Genomic DNA, 20,755 nt, shown 5'->3' on the forward strand with positions numbered 1-20,755 from the left:
GGTTATGTTGTTCACTTGAGGTCAATGCAGCGAATATCGGCTGGCACTTGATATTGCCCATTGACTTGCCGCCAACGCACCGCTAATTTCCAGGCATGAACTCACCCGTACTGCGCAGCCAGCCAAGCATTATTACCGCCATTCCTTATTTGGCGGGTTAGCTGTCGGCTGCACCCAACCCGCCCTGGAGGCGGGTTTTTTCTTTCTGTCTCCTGGGCTCCGCCTGAACCAGGAGATCGCCATGACCGTTACCCGCACCGAGCAAACCCTGCTCGAGCACTATGTTAAGAAGATTCTCGCCGCGCCGGTCTATGAGCTGGCCGTGCGCACGCCGCTGCAAGCGGCACCCGCATTGTCCGAGGCCTTGGGTAACCGGATCCTGCTCAAGCGCGAAGACCTGCAACCGACCTTTTCCTTCAAGATCCGCGGTGCCTACAACAAACTCGTGCAACTGACCCCGGAGCAGCACGCCCGTGGCGTCATCACCGCGTCTGCCGGCAATCATGCCCAGGGTGTCGCGCTGGCGGCACGGGAGTTGGGTATTTCGGCCAGCATCGTCATGCCTGTGACCACTCCACAATTGAAGGTGCTGGGCGTGCGCAACCGAGGCGCCGAAGCGATTCTGCACGGGGAAAGCTTTCCGTTTGCCCTGGCGCACGCGCTGGACCTGGCCGAGCACACCGGACGGGAGTTCGTCTCGCCTTTCGATGACCCGGACGTGATCGCCGGGCAGGGCACCGTCGCCATGGAAATCCTGCGCCAGCACCCCGGCCAGTTGGATGCGATTTTTGTCCCGGTCGGTGGCGGTGGGCTGATCGCCGGGATCGCTGCCTACGTCAAGTACCTGCGCCCGGAAGTACGCATCATCGGCGTCGAGTCGCAGCACTCGGCCTGTCTCCAGGCGGCGCTGGCAGCCGGTGAGCGAGTGACCTTGCCAGAGGTGGGAACCTTCGCCGATGGCGTGGCCGTGGCGCAGATCGGCGCCCATGGCCTCGATATCTGCCGTTTCTGTGTCGATGAGGTGATGACCGTGAGCAACGATCAGTTGTGCGCCGCGATCAAGGACATCTATGACGATACCCGCTCCATCACTGAACCGTCGGGCGCACTGGCGGTGGCAGGCATCAAGCAGTACGTGGCCGACACGGGGGCGCGAGGCCAGACGCTGGTGGCGATCGATTCCGGTGCCAATATCAATTTCGACAGCTTGCGCCACGTGGCCGAGCGGGCGGCGGTGGGCGCATTTTGAGTTTTTTACGCTACGTCACACTTTTTTTGAAGCAGGCGACGGATGCCCACTTGCGTCTTCGTATTAGGGGCTACTCTAAGTTGCGAACAGGATAAAAGCGATTGCAGTTTGCATGGAAAAAGTAGCGTGTCCTTGCATTTTGCACGAGCTCTCCGGCGCGGGACGAAGCTAAGCGCTTGATTCAGATCAATCCGCAAGGTCTTCGATACAGGCATGCTTCTTGCGGGATGATTCAAGAGTTCGCCTGGCGAACTCGTTGACTGAAAACGCTAAAAAGAACGAACGAACGGCACGGTATTCGTAGTCCCAGTCCGCAGGGAAGAAAACGGACGAAAATACCGCCGGCGTGAACATAAGTTGGCCGCCTCAACAGGAGAGAGTCGCCATGTTTCTATCTGCCCTCGAAATGCGAAACATCATTGAAAGCAGCTTGCTGCCCAAGCGCTCGCAATGCACCTTGTCACCTGAGCTCAAGATGACGGTCAAGATTTACGACGATCATGCAACCGATCGCGTGGCATTGCTCAAAACCGACATCGATGCCAATAAACTCACCGGTTGTCGGGCCATCAACGACTTGATCGCGGAGCTGCGTACCGAGCTCGACCACAACCCTGCCGCTGGCAATCACTTTCATCAGCAACACCAGCGGATGACTGGCCGCTGATAACGGCCTTGTCCTTGTAAGCCTGACGCTCGGGTCCGGTCATGTCCGAACCCGGCGTCCAGTTTTTCAACTGCGTTTTTTTAGCTGCGGTGCGCCATTCAGTTCAATTGGTGCCTGTAGGGCAGGTCTGGCCCGGTTTTGCCACAAGTCAGGGCGGCGGCGCGAATGGCGAATTCAAGCATTGCGCTGATCTGTTCCCGGGTGAGGGTATGCAACCCCTCGATCGAATCCAATTGTTGTTCAGTCAACCACGCAATCAGCGCGGCCTGGAAGGTATCGCCTGCACCCACGGTGTCGGCGATCTTCACCGGACAGGATGGCAGCGACCATGAGCCGTGTTGGCGACTGAAGACTGTAGCGCCCTGGCCGCCACGGGTCAGGAAGACCAATTGGCAGCGGTTCCCCAGCCAACCTTCGATGATCGCCTCGGGCTCCTTTGCGGGGTAGAGCAGGTCCAGGTCTTCGTCACTGACCTTGATCAGGTCGGCATATTGCACCAGCGTCGCAATCCGTGAGCGCCACAGCTCGATATCCGGCTGCGGGTTGAGTCGCACATTCGGGTCGAGGCTGATCAGGCGGCGGCCGCTTTCGCGTTGCATCAGGGCCAGGAGCGTATCGGCGATGGGCTGGACCACCAGCGAGAACGAGCCGAAATGCAAGCCGCGCACCTCGGGGCCCAGGTCCGGTAGATGCGCCAGGCTCAGTTGTCGGTCCGCACAGCCTTCGCCGCGAAAACTGTAGTGGGGCGAACCATTGGCGCCTACGGCAACCATTGCCAGGGTGGTCGGTGCGTCGAAGTCCACCAGGTATTGGGCGCTGACACCTTCATTGAGCAGCACCTGTTGCAAGCGTCGACCCAGGTAGTCGGTGGACAGCCCGGTAAACAGCGCCGATTCAACACCCAGACGACGCAGCCCCACGGCCACGTTAAACGGTGAACCACCGGCAATGGCCTTGTAGTTCACTTGCGAGGCGGGGCCATCCGCCTCGGTCTCACTGAAAAAATCAAACAGCGCTTCACCACACACCAAATACATAGTTTCCCGCTCTCAAAGGGTTGCGACGTGTTGTCGATAACGTTCATAGGCCTGTTGCGACGCCGCGACATGGGCGGCGATTGGCCGGGTTTCGCTGCTCGGGTCGAGCTTGACGCAGCGTTCGCACAGCTCGGCCAAGCCCGTCTGTGAACCGGAGTGGCACCATGCCGCCTGGATCGCCGCCCCCAATGCGGCGGCTTCGCTCTGTTCGGTGCAGATGACCGTGGTGTCCATGGTGTCGGCGACGATCTGCCGCCACTGCGCGCTCTTCGAACCTCCGCCGATCAGGCGAATGCTCTGGGCCTGGAGTCCGTTGGCTCGCAGCAGGTCCAAGCCATAGCGCAAACCGAAGGTCGTGCCTTCGACCACGGCGCGACACAGGTTGGCCCGGGTCAGGTTGGTGGTGGTCAGGCCCAGCAAGCTGCCGGTGGCATGGGGCAGGGCAGGAACACGCTCGCCGTTGAGGAACGGCAGCATGCACACACCCTCGGCGCCAATCGGGGCCTTGGCCACCAGGGCGTTGAAGGCGTCGATGTCCAGGTCCAGCAGTTCGCGTATCGCCCCGGTGGCGTTGGTCAGATTCATGGTGCAGATCAGCGGCAGCCAGCCACCGCTGGAGGAACAGAACGTCGCCACGGACGGCTGTGGACTGACCGCAGGTTCGGCGGCATAGGCGTACACCGTACCGGAGGACCCGAGGCTCATGGTGATCACGCCGGGCTGGATGTTCCCGGTGCCGATGGCGCCCATCATGTTGTCGCCGCCACCACTGGCCACCACCGCCTCGGGGTTGATGCCCAGGTGCGCGGCAATGGCCGGCAAGATGCGTCCGACGGGCTGATGGGCCTCGATCAGTTCCGGCAGCGCCGCTTGCAAGCGTGCGCTGGGGTCGATGTGTTGTAACAGTTGCACGTCCCATTGGCGGGTGCGTACGTTGAAATAGCCGGTCCCCGAAGCATCGCCGTATTCGCTGCAATGACGGCCGGTGAGCCAGTAGTTGAGGAAGTCGTGGGGCAGCAGGACGCTGGCGATGCGTTCGAATACCTGGGGATGCTGCTCCCGCGTCCAGAGCAGTTTGGAAACCGTGTAGCCCGGCGCGATCACCACGCCGAGGCGTTCGAGGCTGCCGTCTTCACCGCCCAGGTGCGCCAGGAGCCGATCATTTTCCGGCGTTGTCTCGGTGTCGCACCACAGCTTGGCCGGGCGCAAGACCTGACCCTGGTCATCAAGCAGGACCAGGCCGTGTTGCTGGCCGGAGACGCCGATGCCGAGGATCGCCTGGCCATCGACGCCGGCGGCGGCCAAGGCCTGATGAGTTGCCTGGGTGAATGCATCGAGCCATTGCTGGGTGTCTTGTTCACGACGACCGTTGGCCCCGCTGATCATGCTGTGGGCAGCGGCGCCCTGGCCGAGGACCTGGCCACTGGTTGCGTCCAGGATCAGCGCCTTGGTGCCTTGGGTGCCGCAGTCGATGCCCAGGAACAGTTGTTGGTTTGCCATGGAAATCCTTGGTCGTCAGATCAATACCCGCAGGAAATAGCCGCTCGGTCAGCCAACACCTACCTGTGGCGAGGGAGCTTGCTCCCGCTGGGCTGCGAAGCAGCCCTAAAACCTGCCACTCGGTCTATCTGGTTCACCGTGTCGGCTGTCTGGGGGCCGCTGCGCAGCCCAGCGGGAGCAAGCTCCCTCGCCACAAAAGCGGACCGTTAGTCCGCGTCAGCCAGCACGCGCTCAAGCGTTCGCGTGACGCCATGCTCGCGCAAGCTGTTGCAGCACCATTCGAATGCTGCCACGAACTCCGGCGAGCGGGGAATGGCGGTGCCAAAGATTTCTTCCACCTCCAGCATCCGCTGGGTCACCAGCGCATCGTCAGCCACCAGTGCCTGGCAAAACGCTGCCCGTGGGTCCGGGATTGAATACGTCACGCCGTTCTCGTCCACGCCCTTCAGGTACACGGCCCAGGCCGCCACCACCAGCGCCGCGCGGCGAGTTTGGCCACCGTCGGCGATCAAGCGGTTGATGGTCGGTACAGTGAATTTTGGAAACTTCGACGAGCCGTCCGAACAGACCCGTTCCAACTGGTCGGCAATCGCCTGATTGGAAAAACGCTCCACCAGGGTGTTCTTGTAGTCGGTCAGGTCGATGCCCGGCACTGGCGCCAGTTGCGGCGTCACGTCCAGGTCCATGTAGGCGCGCATGTAACGCACGAACAGCGGGTCGTTCATGGTCTCGTGGACGAAGCGATAACCCTTGAGAAAGCCCAGGTAGGTCAACGCCAGGTGGCTGCCGTTGAGCAGCTTGATCTTCATCTCTTCATAGGGTGTGACGTCATCGGTGAACTGCACGCCGACCTTTTCCCAGGCCGGGCGACCGTTGACGAACTTGTCTTCCAGGACCCATTGCACGAACGGTTCGCAGACCACCGGCCAAGCGTCGTCGATGCCATGTTCGTCATGCAGTTGCAGGCGATGGGCCACGCTGGTCATGGGCGTGATGCGATCGACCATGGCATTGGGGAAACTGACATTGCGGTCGATCCACTGCCCCAGCTCCGCGTCGCGCAGCGCGGCGAAGGCCAGCAACGCCTTGCGGGTCACGGCGCCGTTGTGGGGCAGGTTATCGCAAGACATCAACGTGAACGCCGGGATGCCCGCCGCGCGACGCTTGGCCAGGGCGGCGCAGAGGAAACCGAAGACGGTTTTCGGAGCGTCAGGATGGGCCAGGTCGTGCTGGATCTGCGGCAAGTGGGCCATGAACTCGCCGTTGCTGTCGTCGATGCAATAGCCGCCTTCGGTGATGGTCAGCGAGACGATGCGGATCTGCGGATCGGCCAGTTTGTCGATCAGTGCCTGGGCGCCATCTTCAGCCAGCAACATGTCATTGATCGCGCCAATCACCCGGACTTCGGTGTCATCGGTGTCGCCCAGTTCGTACAGGGTGAACAGGTAGTCCTGGCTGGCCAGGTCATCCCGGGCACGGCGATCCTCGGCCCGCAGGCCCACGCCGCAGATGGCCCAGTCCAGGTCGGTGCCGGTATTCATCAGCGCATCGGTGTAGTAGGCCTGGTGCGCCCGGTGGAAACCGCCGACACCGATGTGGGCGATGCCCTGGCGGACATCGCCCACAGGGTAGGCGGGCAGGGCGACGCCAGGGTTGAGGTTGTGCAGGTTTTGTCGGTTGAGTTTCATCGCAGGTCTCGGTAATCAGGCGGCGGCGCGCAGCGCGCGGGTCACCGCAACGCCCTCGGCGTCGAATAGGTGGCAGTGTTCAGCGTCCAGGTGCAGGCTCAGTTGCTCGCCGAAACGGCTCGCCAGGTCGCCGCGAACGCGCATGGTCAAGGCTTCGCCGGAGGCCGTGACGACGTGACAGAAGGTGTCGCTGCCCAGCCGCTCGCTGACGTCGGCGGTGACTTGCAACGTGCAGTCGCCCGGTTGCGCCAGGTTCAGGTGTTCCGGGCGAATCCCCAGGGTCACCGCGCCGCCGACGCTCAGGTTGGCACCGCTCAACGGCAGGCTGATACGCGTACCGGCGTCCAGCAGCACTTCACAGCCCTGGCTGTCCAGGCCGGTGACCTTGCCTTTGAGGAAGCCCATTTTCGGCGTGCCGAGGAACCCGGCGACAAACAGGTTGGCCGGCTGGTGATACAGCTCCAGCGGCGAGCCGACCTGTTCGATACGCCCGCCATTGAGCACCACCACCTTGTCGGCCAGGGTCATGGCTTCGACCTGGTCGTGAGTCACGTAGATCATGGTCGCCTGCAACTCTTTGTGCAGGCGTGCCAGTTCCAGGCGCATCTGCACCCGCAGGGCGGCGTCGAGGTTGGACAGCGGTTCGTCGAACAGGAAGATTTTCGGGTTACGCACGATGGCCCGGCCAATCGCTACACGCTGTCGCTGGCCGCCGGACAGTTGCTTGGGCTTGCGCTCGAGCATCGGCCCCAGTTCGAGGATGCGCGCCGCTTCGTTGACCTTCTTCTCGACCTCGGCCTTGGGCACGCCGGCCAGGTCCAGGGCGAAGGACATGTTCTTGCGCACGCTCATGTGCGGGTACAAGGCGTAGGTCTGGAACACCATCGCCAGGTCGCGCTTGGCCGGGCTGACTTCGGTGATGTCCCGGCCATCCAGTTCGATGGTGCCGTCGCTGACCTCTTCAAGGCCGGCGATCAGCCGCAGCAGCGTGGACTTGCCACAGCCCGACGGGCCGACAAACACCACGAACTCGCGGTCGTTCACCTCAAGGTCGATGCCCTTGATGATGGAGAAACCTTCGAAACCCTTTTGCAGATTCTTGATTTTCAGGTTGGCCATGATGATGGGCCTCCACTTCTGATTATTGTGTAGGGCGCGTTATTTCACCGCGCCGAAGGACAAACCGCGCACCAGCTGTTTCTGGCTGATCCAGCCGAAAATCAGGATCGGCGCGCAGGCCAGGGTCGAGACGGCCGACAATTTGGCCCAGAACAAACCTTCCGGGCTGGAATAGGAGGCAATCAACGCCGTCAGTGGCGCGGCTTTGGAGGAGGTGAGGTTCAGCGACCAGAAGGCCTCGTTCCAGCACAGGATCAGTGACAGCAGCACAGTGGAGGCCAGGCCGCCCTTGGCAATCGGCAGCAGTACGCGAACCATCTCCTGCCATAGGGTGGCACCATCCAGGCGGGCGGCCTCGAGGATGTCGCGGGGAATGTCCTTGAAGTAGGTGTAAATCATCCAGACCACGATGGGCAGGTTGATCAACGTGTAGATGACGATCAACGCGAGACGCGTGTCCAGCAGGCCAAATTGCTTGGCCAGCAGGTAAATCGGCATCAGCACGCCCACTGGCGGCAGCATCTTGGTGGAGAGCATCCACAGCAACGTGCCTTTGGTGCGCTGGGTTTCATAGAACGCCATGGAGTAGGCCGCCGGTACTGCAATCAGCAGGCACAGGGCGGTGGCGCTGAAGGAAATCACCACCGAGTTCCAGGCGAAGCTGAAGTAGTTGCTGCGCTCATTGATGTGCAGGTAATTCTCCAGCGTCGGCGTGAAGATGAACTGCGGCGGCGTGGCGAACGCGTCGATTTCGGTCTTGAAGCTGGTCAGCACCATCCAGAAGATCGGGAAAAAGATCAGGATCGCGATGGCCCAGGCCAGCGTGCCCAGCAGCAGGCTTTGCAGGCGACGGGATTGTTGAAGAGTCATGGCGACGGCCTCAGTGCTTGTCGGTGAGGTTTTTGCCGATCATCCGGACCAGGATGATGGCGGCGATGTTGGCAATGACCACGGCAATCAGGCCACCGGCCGAAGCCATGCCGACGTCGAACTGCACCAGCGCCTGGTTGTAGATCAGGTAGGCCAGGTTGGTGGAGGCGTAGCCGGGGCCACCGTTGGTGGTGGTGAAAATCTCGGCGAACACCGACAGCAGGAAGATCGTCTCGATCATCAGCACCACGGCAATCGGGCGGGCCAGGTGCGGCAGGGTCAGGTGCCAGAAAATCGCGATCGGGCCGGCACCGTCCAGGCGCGCGGCTTCTTTCTGTTCCTGGTCGAGGGACTGCATGGCGGTCATCAGGATCAGGATCGCAAAGGGCAACCATTGCCAACTCACGATGATGATGATCGACAGCAGCGGGTAATGGGCTAGCCAGTCCACTGGCTGAGCGCCGAACAGTTTCCACACCGAGGCGAGGATGCCCGAGACCGGGTGGAAGATCAGGTTCTTCCAGATCAGCGCGCCGACGGTGGGCATGATGAAGAACGGTGAGATCAGCAGCACACGGACGATGCCGCGACCAAAAAACTCACTGGCCTCCAGCAGCGCGCTGATCAACACCCCCAGCACGATACTGATCAGCAGCACGCTGCCCACCAGCAACAAGGTGTTGGTGGCACCGGGCATGAAACCCGAGTCGGTCAGGAAGTAGGTGAAGTTCTCCAGCCCGACGAATTCGTTTTCGCCGGGGTAGAGCAGGTTGTAGCGGATCATCGAGAAGTAGACGGTCATGCCCAGGGGCACGATCATCCACAGCAGCAACAAGGCCACCGAAGGGCTGACCAGGAACCAACCGGGGTTCGCCAGGCGGATCTTGCGTGCCGGCGGCGGGGCAATCTCGATGGGGGCTTTGGCGGTTGTCGTTGAGCTATTCATGAACGTTTACTCTTGTGCGACGCATTCCCTGTGGCGAGGGAGCTTGCTCCCGCTAGACCGCGCAGCGGGCCCATTCCGACTGGCAACCCGTGGATTGCCAGGGCGGGCTTCGCCCGCAGCGGGAGCAAGCTCCCTCGCCACAATTGGAGAAATGCAGACCTTATTTTGGATACCCAGCGCGTTTCATCTCGCGTTCGGTGGTGGACTGCGCGGCGGTCAACGCCTGGTCCACGGTCTGCTGGCCGGTCAGCGCGCCCGAGAAGAACTTGCCCACTTGGGTGCCAATGGCCTGGAACTCGGGAATGGTCACCAACTGGATGCCGATGTAAGGCACAGGCTTGAGGGTTGGCGCTTTCGGGTCGGCGACTTTCAACGATTCCAGGGTCACCTTGGCAAACGGCGCGGCCTTCATGTACTCGTCGCTGTAGGTCGAGGTGCGGGTGCCTGGCGGTACGTTGGCAATGCCGTCGGTCTTGGCGACCAATTGACTGTATTCCTTGGACGTCGCCCAGGTGGTAAAGACCGTGGCCGCGTCCTTGGCTTTGGAGCTGGTCGGGATGGCCAGCGACCAGGAGTACATCCACGAGGTGCCCTTGTCGGTTTTTTCGTGGGGGGCGAAGGTGAATCCAACGTGATCGGCCACCTTGCTCTGGGTCTTGTCGGTGACGAACGAACCGGCGACGCTGGCATCGACCCAGATCGCGCATTTGCCGCTGTTGAACAGCGCCAGGTTTTCGTTGAAGCCGTTACTGGACGCACCCGGCGGGCCGGATTTCTTCATGTTGTCGACGTAGAAATTCAGTGCTTCCTTCCACTCGGGCCCATTGAATTGTGGCTGCCACTTCTCATCGAACCAGCGCGCGCCATAACCGTTGGCCAGGGTGGTGATCAGCGCCATGTTCTCGCCCCAACCGGCCTTGCCCCGCAGGCACAGGCCATATTGTTCCTTGGATTTGTCGGTGAGTTTCTCCGCGAACTCACCGATCTGGCTCCAGGTTGGGTGTTCGGGCATGGTCAGCCCGGCGTTCTTGAACAGGTCCGTGCGGTAATAGGTGATCGAGCTTTCGGCATAGAACGGCAGGGCGTACAGCGAGCCTTTGACCGACAAGCCATCGCGCACGGAAGGGAAAACATCATCCAGGTCGTAGGAGGCCGGCAGGTCCTTCATTGGCTCCAGCCAGCCCTTGGCGCCCCAGAGTGCAGCTTCGTACATGCCAATGGTCAGCACGTCGAACTGTCCGCCCTGGGTGGCGATGTCGGTGGTCAGGCGCTGGCGCAGCACGTTTTCTTCGAGCACCACCCAGTTGAGCTTGATGTCCGGGTGCTCGGCCTCGAAGGTTTTCGAGAGCTTTTGCATGCGGATCATGTCGCTGTTGTTGACGGTGGCAATGGTGAGGGTCTGTGCGCCGAAACTGACGCTGCTGAGGGTCATGCAGGTGGAGACAAGCAGAGCTTTTACCGAAGGTTTCATCGCGCACTCCTTTTCCGCGCCCGAGGGCGGCAGAAGGACAGTTATTGTTTTTGTGTCTTCCGGATGAAGGGAAGAATGTGCGCTGATTACAGCCCTCAATGGACGGCGTGACAAATCATCCGTCGCACTTTCACTGATACTTTTTTGCACTGGAGGGATTGATGCCTGCCACTTCAGGCGGACAAAGAACCTGTGGCGAGGGAGCTTGCTCCCGCTGGGGCGCGCAGCGGCCCTCAACAATTCCCCTGACAACTCGCTGCGAAAGGCTGATATAGGGGCTGCTTCGCAGCCCAGCGGGAGCAAGCTCCCTCGCCACAGGGGATTGGGTGAGAAAAATGTCAGCCCTGGTTCTGCTCGGTCAACCGCTGCACCGCCAGCCGCCGGTAGTGGGATGGGGTCATGCCCTTGAGCTGCTGGAAACGCCGGTTGAAATTGGAAATGTTGTTGAAACCCGATTCAAAGCACACGTCCGTCACCGGTTTATCACCGTCGGCCAGCAACTCGCAGGATTTGCTGATGCGCAGGCGATTGACGAATTCGATGAAGCAGCGGCCGGTGGCCTGTTTGAACACCCGGCTGAAATAGGTGGGTTTCATGCCCAGGTGCTCGGCCACCTCTTCCAGGGACAGTTCCCGGGCGTAGTGAGCAAAGATGTAGTCCACCGCGCGGTTGGTGCGGTCGATGCTGTGTTCGTCCGCCGTTTGCGCAGAGGTCGCGCCGGACAGCAATTGGTAGTCATCCGTGGCGGCCAGCAGCTCCATCAGGATGAAAAAATACCCTAGGCGGCTCATGCCTTGGGAATCGGCGATGCGCTGCATCAGGGTCATGGCCTGGCGGATGGTGCGCTTGCAGCGGAACTCGATGCCGTACTGGGCACGTTCGAGCAGCGGTGCGACAGTCTTGAGTTCAGCGAACACCTGGTGGCCGCTTTCGAACAACTCGTCAGTGAAGTTCACCAGCATGTCGCGCTTGTGCACCACTTCGTCTTCGGCCACCTGGCTGATCCAGTTATGGGGCAGGTTGGGGCCGGTGAGGAACAGCGACTGGGGATAGAAGTTGCCGATGTAATCGCCAATGAACACTTTGCCGGAACTGGCGACGATCAAGTGCAGCTCGTATTCCTTGTGGAAATGCCAGCGCACCAGCGGGCAGGGAAAACCGTGCTGACGGTAGATGATGGACAATCCATTATGGTCGTCCATCAACTCGTAGGAGGGGTCGGTGATTCTGGCTGTACGGGTCATGGGCCTGGCGCTTTTATTGTTATCGCCATTGGATAATGCCCCCTTCGCCAGGCGGCTGCCACTCTGACGTCTAACCGTTGCGGTTTTTTTCTTCGATCCACTGGGACATGTATTGGGTGCTTTTGTGCTGGTGGTGACGCAGCATGCTGCCGGTGAAATTGTCCCGACGTCGTTGTGCCAGGTCCGCCCGGCAAGCGTTGATGCTGTCGATCAGCGCCGGGCCGTGCACCTGTTGCCGGTAGCGATTTTCCAGCAGGGCGAGGCCAGCATCCTGGGCCTGGGTCCAGCGCGCCTGATCGCGATACAACTGCACCGCCGCATTGGCGATGCCTTCGGCGCTCTGGGCAATTGCGCCGGGCCAGGGCATGTCGCCGTGCATGGCTTCGGCCCCCACGGGCGTGGTGACGTTTGGGGTGCCGCAGAGCATGGCATCGATCAGCTTGCCCTTGATGCCGGCGCCGAAACGCAGCGGCGCCAGGCAGATGCGTGCCGCCGACATCACCTGCAAAGCGTCCTCCGCCCAGTTCATGATGTGAAAGCCCTGGGCCGGGTTATGCAGCGCGGCGGCCTTGGGCGGGGTGTAGGCGCCGTACAGGTGCAGCTGCGCGTCGGGTAATTGTTGGCGGATCAGTGGCCAGATGGCGTTTTTCATCCAGAGCACGGCGTCCCAGTTCGGTGCGTGGCGAAAGTTGCCGATGCTCAGGAAATGCGCCCGGTCCTCGAACGGCGCCGACGGCTCGCCGGGCAGGTCCAGCATCAACGGGCACCAGTGCAGCAGGTTGCGGGGCAACTTGAAGTGCTCCACCAACAGTTCGATTTCAACCTCAGACACCATCAGGTTGAGGTCGCAGCGGTACAATGCGGCGATTTCCCGTTTGGCCAGGTCGGTGTCGGCCATCCGCTGGAACTCCTCGTCCAGGGCTGGGGCGAAGAGGTCGCTGAAATCCTCGCCAGCCTCATCCTGCTTCAGGCGGTCTTTCAAGCGCTGGTGCCGAGCGTGACGCAGGCACTGCAAGTCTGACGTCTCCAGCACCCGCAGGGCGCCGGGGCAGTGCTTCTCGACCCGCCAGCCGAACTGTTCTTCCATCATGAATTGGTCGAACAGCACGATGTCCGGCGCCAGCTCACTGATGAAGGCGTCGAAGCTGCTGCTATTGAGTTCGATCGGTACTTCGCGGATACCCAGCGCGACCAGGTCGGCGCGCTGTTCACCGGGGCCCGCCGGGCTGCTGAAGGTGATGTCCCAGCCTTGCCCGAGGAAGGTGTCGAGGATCTGCATGACATGCCCGCTGGCAGCCGATGAGCGCGGCTCGGGCCAGACATAGCCGATAACCAGGACCTTGGTGGCGGTGGGGTGATGCATGAGCAGGGGGTTCCTCGAAGCGGATCAGGCGCTGTCGGCGCGCGGGGCGCCGATAGTGACCAAGAATACGATCTGGCTCAAGAAAGAATGCGTTTGACCTTGTCTCGCAACTGATCGATGGAGAAAGGCTTGCCGATCACCGACATGCCTTCCGGTACATCGATGCTTTCGGCATAACCGCTGGCAAACAGCACCGGCAGGTCCGACCGCACGGACCGAGCCTGTTTGGCCAGTTCCCGTCCGTCCATTACCGGCAGGCCGACATCGGTCATCATCAGGGCAATGGCCTGCTGGTCGTTGCGTAAAAACGCCAGCGCCTGCTCACAACCGTCCGCCTCCAGCACCCGGTACTCCAATTCTTCCAGCACGTCGACGATCAGCATCCGCACAATGTCGTCGTCTTCGACGACCAGGATGGTGGGCGGGGTGGCAGGAGGGGGGGTGGACATAGTTGACATTCTCGAAGGTTGGGGTCGGGAAGGGGCTCGAAGAAATCGGTCTCTTTCATAAGCCTCTTTTATGAGTAAGCTCCGAGGCGGCACAAGTTCCCAAGGTTGTACAAGAAAGGATCTATAGTACAAGAGCTGACAAGGATAGTCGCTTCCTTGCTACAAGGTAGATCGTCGCGGGACTTGCGCCTTTGACTCGTCAGATAATGTGGATCCAAGCGCCGTTTTTCGGGCAAACTCCACGGTTTTCAACTGTCCACCAAGGCCCTTTCCATGACTCCTACGTCTTCGGTCGACGAGCAAAGTTTTCGTAAACTCCTGAGCCGCAATATCAGCCTGCCGCTGGGCATGGGCGCCCTCAGCTCGGTGTTTTTCATTATCCTTGTCACGTACCTGCTGTCGGTGATCCAGTGGGTCGGGCATACCGACCGGGTGATCAATAATGCCAATGAGGCGCTCAAGCTGAGCGTGGACCTGGAAACCGGTATGCGTGGCTACCTGTTGAACGGTGACGAGCACTTTCTCGAGCCCTATGAAGTGGCCAAGCCGCGGATCGCCGTCGCGTTGGATACACTGCTGGAATTGACAGCCGACAACCCCGTCCAGACCGACCGGCTGCACAAGATACAAGCGATCCAGGCGGAATGGTCCACGTATGCCCAGGGCATGATCGACCTGCAACGCAGCAGCGGGGATTACCGGAGTGCGGCGAGGTCCGGGCGCGGCAAGCGCTTGACGGACGAGATCCGCCAAACTTTCGAGGAAATCGTCGATACCGAGCAGCAACTGCGTGCGGCGCGTAACCAGGACGTGCGCACCACCACCGTCTGGAGCATTGGCCTGTACCTGCTGTTCGTCGCCGCAGTCAGTGGGTTGCTGGCCTACGTCGGCCGCCGGGATCTGTTGAGCTTGTCCGAGAGCTACGGCGCCAGCCTGAAGGTCCAGCAACGCAGCGCCCTGCACCTGGAGAAGCAGGCTTGGTTGCGCAATGGCCAGACGCAGTTGGCCGAGCAGGTCCTGGGGCAGTTGTCCCTGGACCTGTTGGGCCGCAATATCTTGCAGTTCTGTGCAAAGTACCTGGGTGTGGCGGTGGCTGCGCTTTATGTACGGGAAGAAAATGGCCTGCTCAAGCGCGTCGCCAGCTATGGTTTGTCCCGGGAGGATGACGCGCAGCAGCAGGTGATCGTCGACGGTGAAGGTATCGCTGGCCAAGCCGTCCGACAGGGGCGTCTCATTCGGTTGGATGACGTACCGGACGATTACCTGAAAGTCAGCTCCGGATTGGGGCAAGGGCTGCCCAACAGCGTGCTGGTGGCGCCCACCAGTGACGATGACCGGATCAACGGTGTCATCGAATTGGGCTTCCTGCGGCCATTGACCGAGCGCGACATTGAGATGCTGGAGCTGATTTCCGGCAATATCGGCACCTCCATCGAGGCCGCTCGTTATCGCCAGCGCTTGCAGGAAGTGCTGGCCGAAACCCAGCAGTTGAACGAAGAACTGCAAGTGCAGCAGGAAGAGCTCAAGACTGCCAACGAGGAACTGGAAGAGCAGTCGCGCATTCTCAAGGAGTCCCAGGCCCACCTGGAAGCCCAGCAGCAGGAACTGGAGCAGACCAACGAGCAATTGGCCGAACAGCGCGACGCCATGGACCAGAAGAACAGCGAGCTGAACCTGGCCCAGATCCAGTTGCAGGAGCGCGCCGAAGAGTTGCAGCGTTCGAGCAAGTACAAATCCGAGTTCCTGGCCAACATGTCCCACGAGCTGCGCACGCCGCTCAACAGTTCGTTGATCCTGTCCAAACTGCTGTCGGAAAACCCGCAGCAGAACCTCAGCGAGGAACAGGTCAAGTTTGCCGAGTCGATCTACTCCGCCGGCAACGACCTGTTGAACCTGATCAACGATATTCTCGACATCTCCAAGGTCGAGGCTGGAAAGCTGGAAGTGCGCCCGGAAAACACCAGCGTGCAGCGTCTGGTGGAGGGCCTGCGGGACATGTTCGAGCCGTTGGCAGTCGACAAGGGCCTGGAGTTCGAGGTCCAGGTATTGCCCGATGCGCCAGCGATGCTCTACACCGACCGCCAGCGCCTGGAACAGGTGATCAAGAACCTGCTCTCCAATGCCGTGAAATTTACCGAGCAAGGCACCGTCAGCCTGTCGGTGGCCGGGCAGCCGGGCTCGGGCATCGCGTTCATGGTGCGCGACTCCGGGATCGGCATCGCCGCCGATCAGCAGCAAAGCATTTTCGAAGCGTTCCGCCAGGCCGATGGCACGACTAATCGTCGTTACGGTGGCACCGGCCTGGGGTTGTCGATTTCCCGGGACCTGGCCACGTTGTTGGGTGGCTCGATCAGCGTTTCCAGCGAGCCGGGGCAGGGCAGCGTGTTTACGCTGGTAATGCCTGAACGTTATGTCGAGCCCGGGGAGTCGCCGATAGAACCGTTGACATTCACCCCGACGGCCACCGCGCCAGCGCCGGCTGCACCAAAAACCGCACCGGCAGCGCTGGTCGCTGAAGTGGATACGCCGATTGCCCGATTTGCCGACGACCGCGACAAGGCGCCGTTCGATACCCGATGCATTCTGGTGATCGAGGACGAGCCCAAGTTCGCCCGCATCCTGTTCGACCTGGCCCATGAGCTCGGTTACCAGTGCCTGGTGGCCCACGGTGCCGACGAAGGCTTCGACCTGGCCTTGCAACTGGCTCCCGACGCGATCCTTTTGGACATGCGCCTGCCGGATCACTCCGGGCTGACGGTGTTGCAGCGGCTCAAGGAGCGGGCCGAAACCCGGCACATTCCGGTGCACGTGATTTCCGTCGAAGACCGCGTCGAAGCCGCCATGCACATGGGCGCCATCGGTTATGCCGTCAAGCCGACCACCCGCGAAGAACTCAAGGATGTCTTCGCCCGCCTGGAAGCCAAGCTGACCCAGAAGGTCAAGCGGGTGCTGCTGGTGGAGGACGATGACCTGCAACGCGAGAGTATTACCCGCCTGATTGGCGACGATGATATCGAGATCACCGCTGTTGGCCTGGCCCAGCAAGCCCTGGACCTGCTGCGGACCAACGTCTACGACTGCATGATCATCGACCTCAAGTTGCCGGACATGCTCGGCAATGACCTGCTCAAGCGCATGTCCAGCGAAGACATCTGTTCCTTCCCGCCGGTGATCGTCTACACCGGGCGCAACCTGACCCGCGACGAAGAGGCCGAACTGCGCAAGTATTCGCGCTCGATCATCATCAAGGGTGCCCGTTCGCCAGAGCGCTTGCTGGACGAGGTGACACTCTTTCTGCACAAAGTCGAATCCCGGTTGTCCCATGAACGGCAGCGGATGCTCAAGACCGCCCGCAGCCGCGACAAGGTGTTTGAAGGTCGCAAGGTGCTGCTGGTGGACGACGATGTGCGCAACATCTTTGCCCTGACCAGCGCCTTGGAGGCGAAGGGGGCGATTGTTGTCATTGGCCGTAACGGCCTGGAGGCGATCGATCGCCTGAACGAATTCGACGACATCGACCTGGTGCTGATGGATGTAATGATGCCGGAGATGGACGGTTTCGAAGCCACCGCGCTGATCCGCAAGGACCCGCGCTGGCGCAAGCTGCCCATTATTGCCGTGACGGCCAAGGCCATGAAGGATGATCAGGAGCGCTGCCTGGCGGCGGGTTCCAACGACTACCTGGCCAAACCGATCGATCTGGATCGTCTGTTCTCGCTGATTCGCGTGTGGTTGCCGAATATGGAAAGAATTTAGTGGAACGTGACACTGACATTGAACTTCGTTTGTTGATCGAAGCGATCTACCTCAAGTACAGCTATGATTTTCGCGACTATTCCGGTGCGTCCATCAAGCGCCGGGTCCACCATGCGCTGAGCCAGTTCGAGTGCAAGACCATTTCGGCCTTGCAGGAGCGCGTGCTGCATGACCCGGGGGCGTTCATGCAACTGCTGCAACTGCTGACGATCCCGGTCAGCGAGATGTTTCGCGACCCCACGCATTTCCTGGCCATTCGCGAGGAAATCGTGCCGCTGCTCAGGACGTATCCTTCGCTCAAGATCTGGATCGCGGGTTGCAGCACGGGGGAGGAGGTCTACTCCATGGCGATCCTGCTGCGCGAAGAAGGCCTGCTGGACCGCACGCTCATCTATGCCACCGATATCAACCCGCGCTCGTTGGAAAAAGCCAAGCAGGGGATTTTCTCCCTGGAGAACGTGCGTACCTACACCCAGAACTACCAGGCGGCCGGAGGCCGGCGCTCGTTTGCCGATTACTATACCGCCGCCTACGATTATGCGATGTTCGACAAGACCCTGTGCGAGAACGTGACCTTTGCCGATCACAGCCTGGCGACCGACAGTGTCTTTTCAGAAACTCAGTTGATTTCATGTCGCAATGTATTGATATATTTCAATAAAAAACTACAGGATCGGGCGTTCGGATTGTTTCATGAGTCCCTTTGTCACCGTGGTTTCCTGGTATTGGGCAGTAAGGAGACGTTGGATTTTTCGGCTTACGGCCATCGATTCGAGCCGTTGGTCAAACAGGAACGGATCTATCGCAAGTTATGAACCAGACGAAGGACAGGTCCAACCCGCCCATCGAGGCCGTTGTCGTCGGTGCCTCGGCCGGTGGCGTCGACGCGCTGCTCAAGGTCTTCGGACACCTGCGCAAAGGCTTTGGCGTGCCCATTTTGGTGGTCTTGCATTTGCCGGACGAGCGCGAAAGCCAACTGGCCCGTGTCTTCGGACATCGTCTGGCGGTGCCGGTGGAGGAAGCCCGGGACAAGCAAGACATCGTGCCGGGAACCTTGTATGTCGCCACGCCCGGCTATCACTTGTCGGTCGAGGCTGACCGTAGCCTGTCGTTGAGCCTGGAGGAGCCGCTGCATCATTCGCGGCCGTCCATCGATGTGTTGTTTGAATCGGCCGCCGATGTCTACGGCCAGAAATTGCTGGCCGTGGTGCTGACCGGCGCCAACAACGATGGCGCCTGTGGCTTGGCGAAGGTCAGGGCGCTGGGCGGGATCACGGTGGTCCAGGACCCCAATGAAGCCCAGGTCTCGACCATGCCCGAAGCGGCGCTGGCCCTGCACGAACCCGACCATATCCTTACTTTGCAAGGCATCGGCCAATTGCTGGCCGGGCTGGAATGAACCACATGCCAAGAGATATTCAAGCCAAACTGCTGATCGTCGATGATCTGCCTGAGAATCTGTTGGCCCTGGAAGCGTTGATCAAGGGGGGCGACCGCGAGGTCTTCAAGGCCCTGTCGGCGGACGAAGCACTGTCCCTGCTGCTGCAACACGACTTTGCCCTGGCCATCATCGATGTGCAGATGCCGGACATGAACGGTTTCCAACTGGCCGAGCTGATGCGCGGCACGGAGAAGACCCGCAGCATCCCTATCATTTTCGTCAGTGCCGCTGGTCGTGAACGCAACTATGCCTTTACCGGTTATGAAAACGGTGCGGTGGACTTCCTGCACAAGCCGTTGGACACCCAGGCGGTCAAAAGCAAGGTCAATGTGTTCGTCGAGTTGTACCGCCAACGAAAGGCCATGAACGAGCAGGTCGTAGCCCTTGAGCAGAGTCGCCGCGAGCAGGAGGTTCTGTTGCAGCAACTGGAGGCTACCCGTGGCGAGCTGGAGCAAGCGGTGCGCATGCGTGACGACTTCATGTCCATCGTCGCCCACGAGGTGCGCACGCCCCTCAACGGCCTCATCCTCGAGACACAACTGCGCAAGATGCACCTGGCCCGGGACAACGCCGCGGCCTTCAGCCTGGACAAGGTGCGGGCGATGGTTGAGCGCGATGAACGGCAGATCAAGAGCCTGATCCGGCTGATCGAGGACATGCTGGATGTCTCGCGGATTCGCACCGGCAAGCTGTCGATTCGTCCGACCCGCTTCAACTTGACAGCATTGGTGGAAAACCTGCTGCGCAATTTTCAGCCGCAGATCGCCGTTGCCGAATGCTCGTTGACCTGCCTGGCTGAACCGTCGGTGGAGGGGCTTTGGGATGAGTTTCGTATCGAGCAGGTGATCTCGAACTTGTTGACCAATGCGTTGCGCTACGGCGGCAAGGGCCCGATCGAGGTGCGCGTTTACAAGACGCCCGACCACGCCTGTATCGAGGTCCAGGATCATGGCATCGGTATCAGCGAGGAAAACCAGAAACGTATTTTCCAGCAGTTCGAACGCGTATCGTCCAAGGCGGCTGCTGCCGGCCTTGGGCTGGGGCTGTTCATTTCCGAGCAGATTGTCACGGCCCATGGCGGGACAATCACGGTCAACAGTCGCCTCCATGAAGGGGCCTTGTTTCGTGTTTGCCTGCCTTTGCAGAAAACTGTCTTGGACAAAACCGCTGAACAGACGCAACCTCTGCGAGACCCCAAGGTCGTATCAGCAGCTATTGATCGAACAAAGGCTTCTCATGAGTGAAGATGCGCAAGATGTTGTATTGATCGTCGAGGATGACCCGTCGATCCTGATGGTGTTGTCGGCCTACCTGTCGGGCGAGGGATACCGGGTGCTACAGGCCGAAAACGGTGCCCAGGCGTTCGAGATCCTGGCGAGCAAGCCTCACCTGGACATGATGATTACCGATTTCCGCCTGCCGGGTGGTATCTCCGGCGTGCAGATCGCCGAGCCTGCGGTCAAGTTGCGTCCTGAGCTGAAGGTCATTTTCATCAGTGGCTACGCGCAGGAAGTGCGCGACACTGACAGCCCCATTACCCGCAAGGCGCCGGTCCTGGACAAGCCGTTCGACCTGGATGAGCTGCAGCGCATCATGCAGTCGATGTTGTCGTAGGTTTTGTCTGGGCTGGGGACATGGCTGTGGCGCTGCAACTGATTTTTCCCAGCCTGCTACCAAGTGTTTGTATCCGGGTTGCTTCATGCAGATAAATGAGGTGCCCGGGCCGCTTTTGTGGCGAGGGAGCTTGCTCCCGCTGGACTGCGCAGCAGGCCCAAGGCAGGCGACACCATTGAATCTGACATAACCGGGATTCAGGTTTCAGGGCCGCTTCGCGCCCCAGCGGGAGCAAGCTCCCTCGCCACAGGGAGCTGTGGCGCTGCAACTGATTTTTTCCAACCTGCTATCAAGTGTTTGTATCCGGGTTGCTTCATGCAGATAAATGAGGTGCCCGGGCC

At 60.5% G+C, this 20,755-nt stretch carries 17 protein-coding genes; 7 read left to right on the forward strand and 10 right to left on the reverse strand.

The window, feature by feature from the left end; translation table 11 throughout:
* Positions 1 to 241 precede the first annotated feature (241 nt).
* Both ilvA and V7773_RS29015 read left to right on the forward strand, forming a co-directional pair.
* Positions 242 to 1,249, forward strand: a complete 1,008-nt coding sequence (gene ilvA, locus V7773_RS29010) for a threonine ammonia-lyase, biosynthetic (protein ID WP_336076354.1) — start codon at positions 242 to 244, stop codon at positions 1,247 to 1,249.
* Between the two features lie 385 nt (positions 1,250 to 1,634).
* Positions 1,635 to 1,916: a DUF1652 domain-containing protein gene (locus V7773_RS29015; protein ID WP_063320921.1), complete on the forward strand. Its 282-nt coding sequence runs from the start codon at positions 1,635 to 1,637 to the stop codon at positions 1,914 to 1,916.
* 98 nt (positions 1,917 to 2,014) lie between these two features.
* Here V7773_RS29015 and V7773_RS29020 read toward each other — a convergent pair whose 3' ends face one another.
* The 10 genes from V7773_RS29020 to V7773_RS29065 all read right to left on the reverse strand — a co-directional run bounded on the left by V7773_RS29020 (position 2,015) and on the right by V7773_RS29065 (position 13,603).
* Positions 2,015 to 2,953: a carbohydrate kinase family protein gene (locus V7773_RS29020; protein WP_336076355.1), complete on the reverse strand. Its 939-nt coding sequence runs from the start codon at positions 2,951 to 2,953 to the stop codon at positions 2,015 to 2,017.
* Positions 2,954 to 2,965: 12 nt separating this feature from the next.
* Positions 2,966 to 4,453 carry a xylulokinase gene (gene xylB / locus V7773_RS29025; protein ID WP_336076356.1) on the reverse strand — a complete coding sequence of 496 codons (1,488 nt, stop codon included), beginning with the start codon at positions 4,451 to 4,453 and terminating at the stop codon, positions 2,966 to 2,968.
* A gap of 206 nt (positions 4,454 to 4,659) precedes the next feature.
* Positions 4,660 to 6,141, reverse strand: coding sequence for a mannitol dehydrogenase family protein (locus V7773_RS29030; protein WP_092224069.1), 1,482 nt, complete (start codon positions 6,139 to 6,141; stop codon positions 4,660 to 4,662).
* A 15-nt stretch (positions 6,142 to 6,156) separates the two neighbouring features.
* Positions 6,157 to 7,260, reverse strand: a complete 1,104-nt coding sequence (locus tag V7773_RS29035; RefSeq protein ID WP_014338172.1) for an ABC transporter ATP-binding protein — start codon at positions 7,258 to 7,260, stop codon at positions 6,157 to 6,159.
* A 39-nt stretch (positions 7,261 to 7,299) separates the two neighbouring features.
* A complete protein-coding gene (locus tag V7773_RS29040; RefSeq protein WP_003202324.1) occupies positions 7,300 to 8,130 on the reverse strand; it encodes a carbohydrate ABC transporter permease in 831 nt (276 codons plus the stop codon).
* Positions 8,131 to 8,140: 10 nt separating this feature from the next.
* Positions 8,141 to 9,076, reverse strand: a complete 936-nt coding sequence (locus tag V7773_RS29045; RefSeq protein WP_053184628.1) for a carbohydrate ABC transporter permease — start codon at positions 9,074 to 9,076, stop codon at positions 8,141 to 8,143.
* A 160-nt stretch (positions 9,077 to 9,236) separates the two neighbouring features.
* Positions 9,237 to 10,547 (reverse strand): ABC transporter substrate-binding protein, encoded by a 1,311-nt coding sequence (locus V7773_RS29050; RefSeq protein WP_072346777.1) that lies wholly within the window; start codon positions 10,545 to 10,547, stop codon positions 9,237 to 9,239.
* Between the two features lie 338 nt (positions 10,548 to 10,885).
* Positions 10,886 to 11,791: an AraC family transcriptional regulator gene (locus V7773_RS29055; RefSeq protein ID WP_063320927.1), complete on the reverse strand. Its 906-nt coding sequence runs from the start codon at positions 11,789 to 11,791 to the stop codon at positions 10,886 to 10,888.
* A gap of 70 nt (positions 11,792 to 11,861) precedes the next feature.
* Positions 11,862 to 13,154, reverse strand: a complete 1,293-nt coding sequence (locus V7773_RS29060; protein WP_336076357.1) for a glycosyltransferase — start codon at positions 13,152 to 13,154, stop codon at positions 11,862 to 11,864.
* Between the two features lie 77 nt (positions 13,155 to 13,231).
* Positions 13,232 to 13,603: a response regulator gene (locus V7773_RS29065; protein ID WP_336076358.1), complete on the reverse strand. Its 372-nt coding sequence runs from the start codon at positions 13,601 to 13,603 to the stop codon at positions 13,232 to 13,234.
* Between the two features lie 273 nt (positions 13,604 to 13,876).
* Here V7773_RS29065 and V7773_RS29070 point away from each other — a divergent pair, with 273 nt between their 5' ends.
* From V7773_RS29070 to V7773_RS29090, 5 genes are read left to right on the forward strand one after another with little or no spacing between them, the layout of a single operon-like run.
* On the forward strand, positions 13,877 to 17,359 hold the full coding sequence (locus tag V7773_RS29070) for a response regulator (RefSeq protein ID WP_336076359.1): 3,483 nt from the start codon (positions 13,877 to 13,879) through the stop codon (positions 17,357 to 17,359).
* Positions 17,359 to 18,174, forward strand: coding sequence for a CheR family methyltransferase (locus V7773_RS29075; RefSeq protein WP_063320931.1), 816 nt, complete (start codon positions 17,359 to 17,361; stop codon positions 18,172 to 18,174). The genes V7773_RS29070 and V7773_RS29075 overlap by 1 nt, the downstream gene beginning before the upstream one ends.
* Positions 18,171 to 18,758 (forward strand): chemotaxis protein CheB, encoded by a 588-nt coding sequence (locus tag V7773_RS29080; protein WP_063320932.1) that lies wholly within the window; start codon positions 18,171 to 18,173, stop codon positions 18,756 to 18,758. Before V7773_RS29075 ends, V7773_RS29080 begins: the two co-directional genes overlap by 4 nt.
* 5 nt (positions 18,759 to 18,763) lie before the next feature.
* Positions 18,764 to 20,044: a hybrid sensor histidine kinase/response regulator gene (locus tag V7773_RS29085; protein WP_336076360.1), complete on the forward strand. Its 1,281-nt coding sequence runs from the start codon at positions 18,764 to 18,766 to the stop codon at positions 20,042 to 20,044.
* Positions 20,037 to 20,414, forward strand: coding sequence for a response regulator (locus tag V7773_RS29090; protein WP_063320934.1), 378 nt, complete (start codon positions 20,037 to 20,039; stop codon positions 20,412 to 20,414). Before V7773_RS29085 ends, V7773_RS29090 begins: the two co-directional genes overlap by 8 nt.
* Positions 20,415 to 20,755 lie beyond the last annotated feature (341 nt).

It is taken from the genome of Pseudomonas sp. 3JA (genome assembly GCF_036961705.1).
Taxonomy (GTDB): domain Bacteria; phylum Pseudomonadota; class Gammaproteobacteria; order Pseudomonadales; family Pseudomonadaceae; genus Aquipseudomonas; species Aquipseudomonas fluorescens_Q.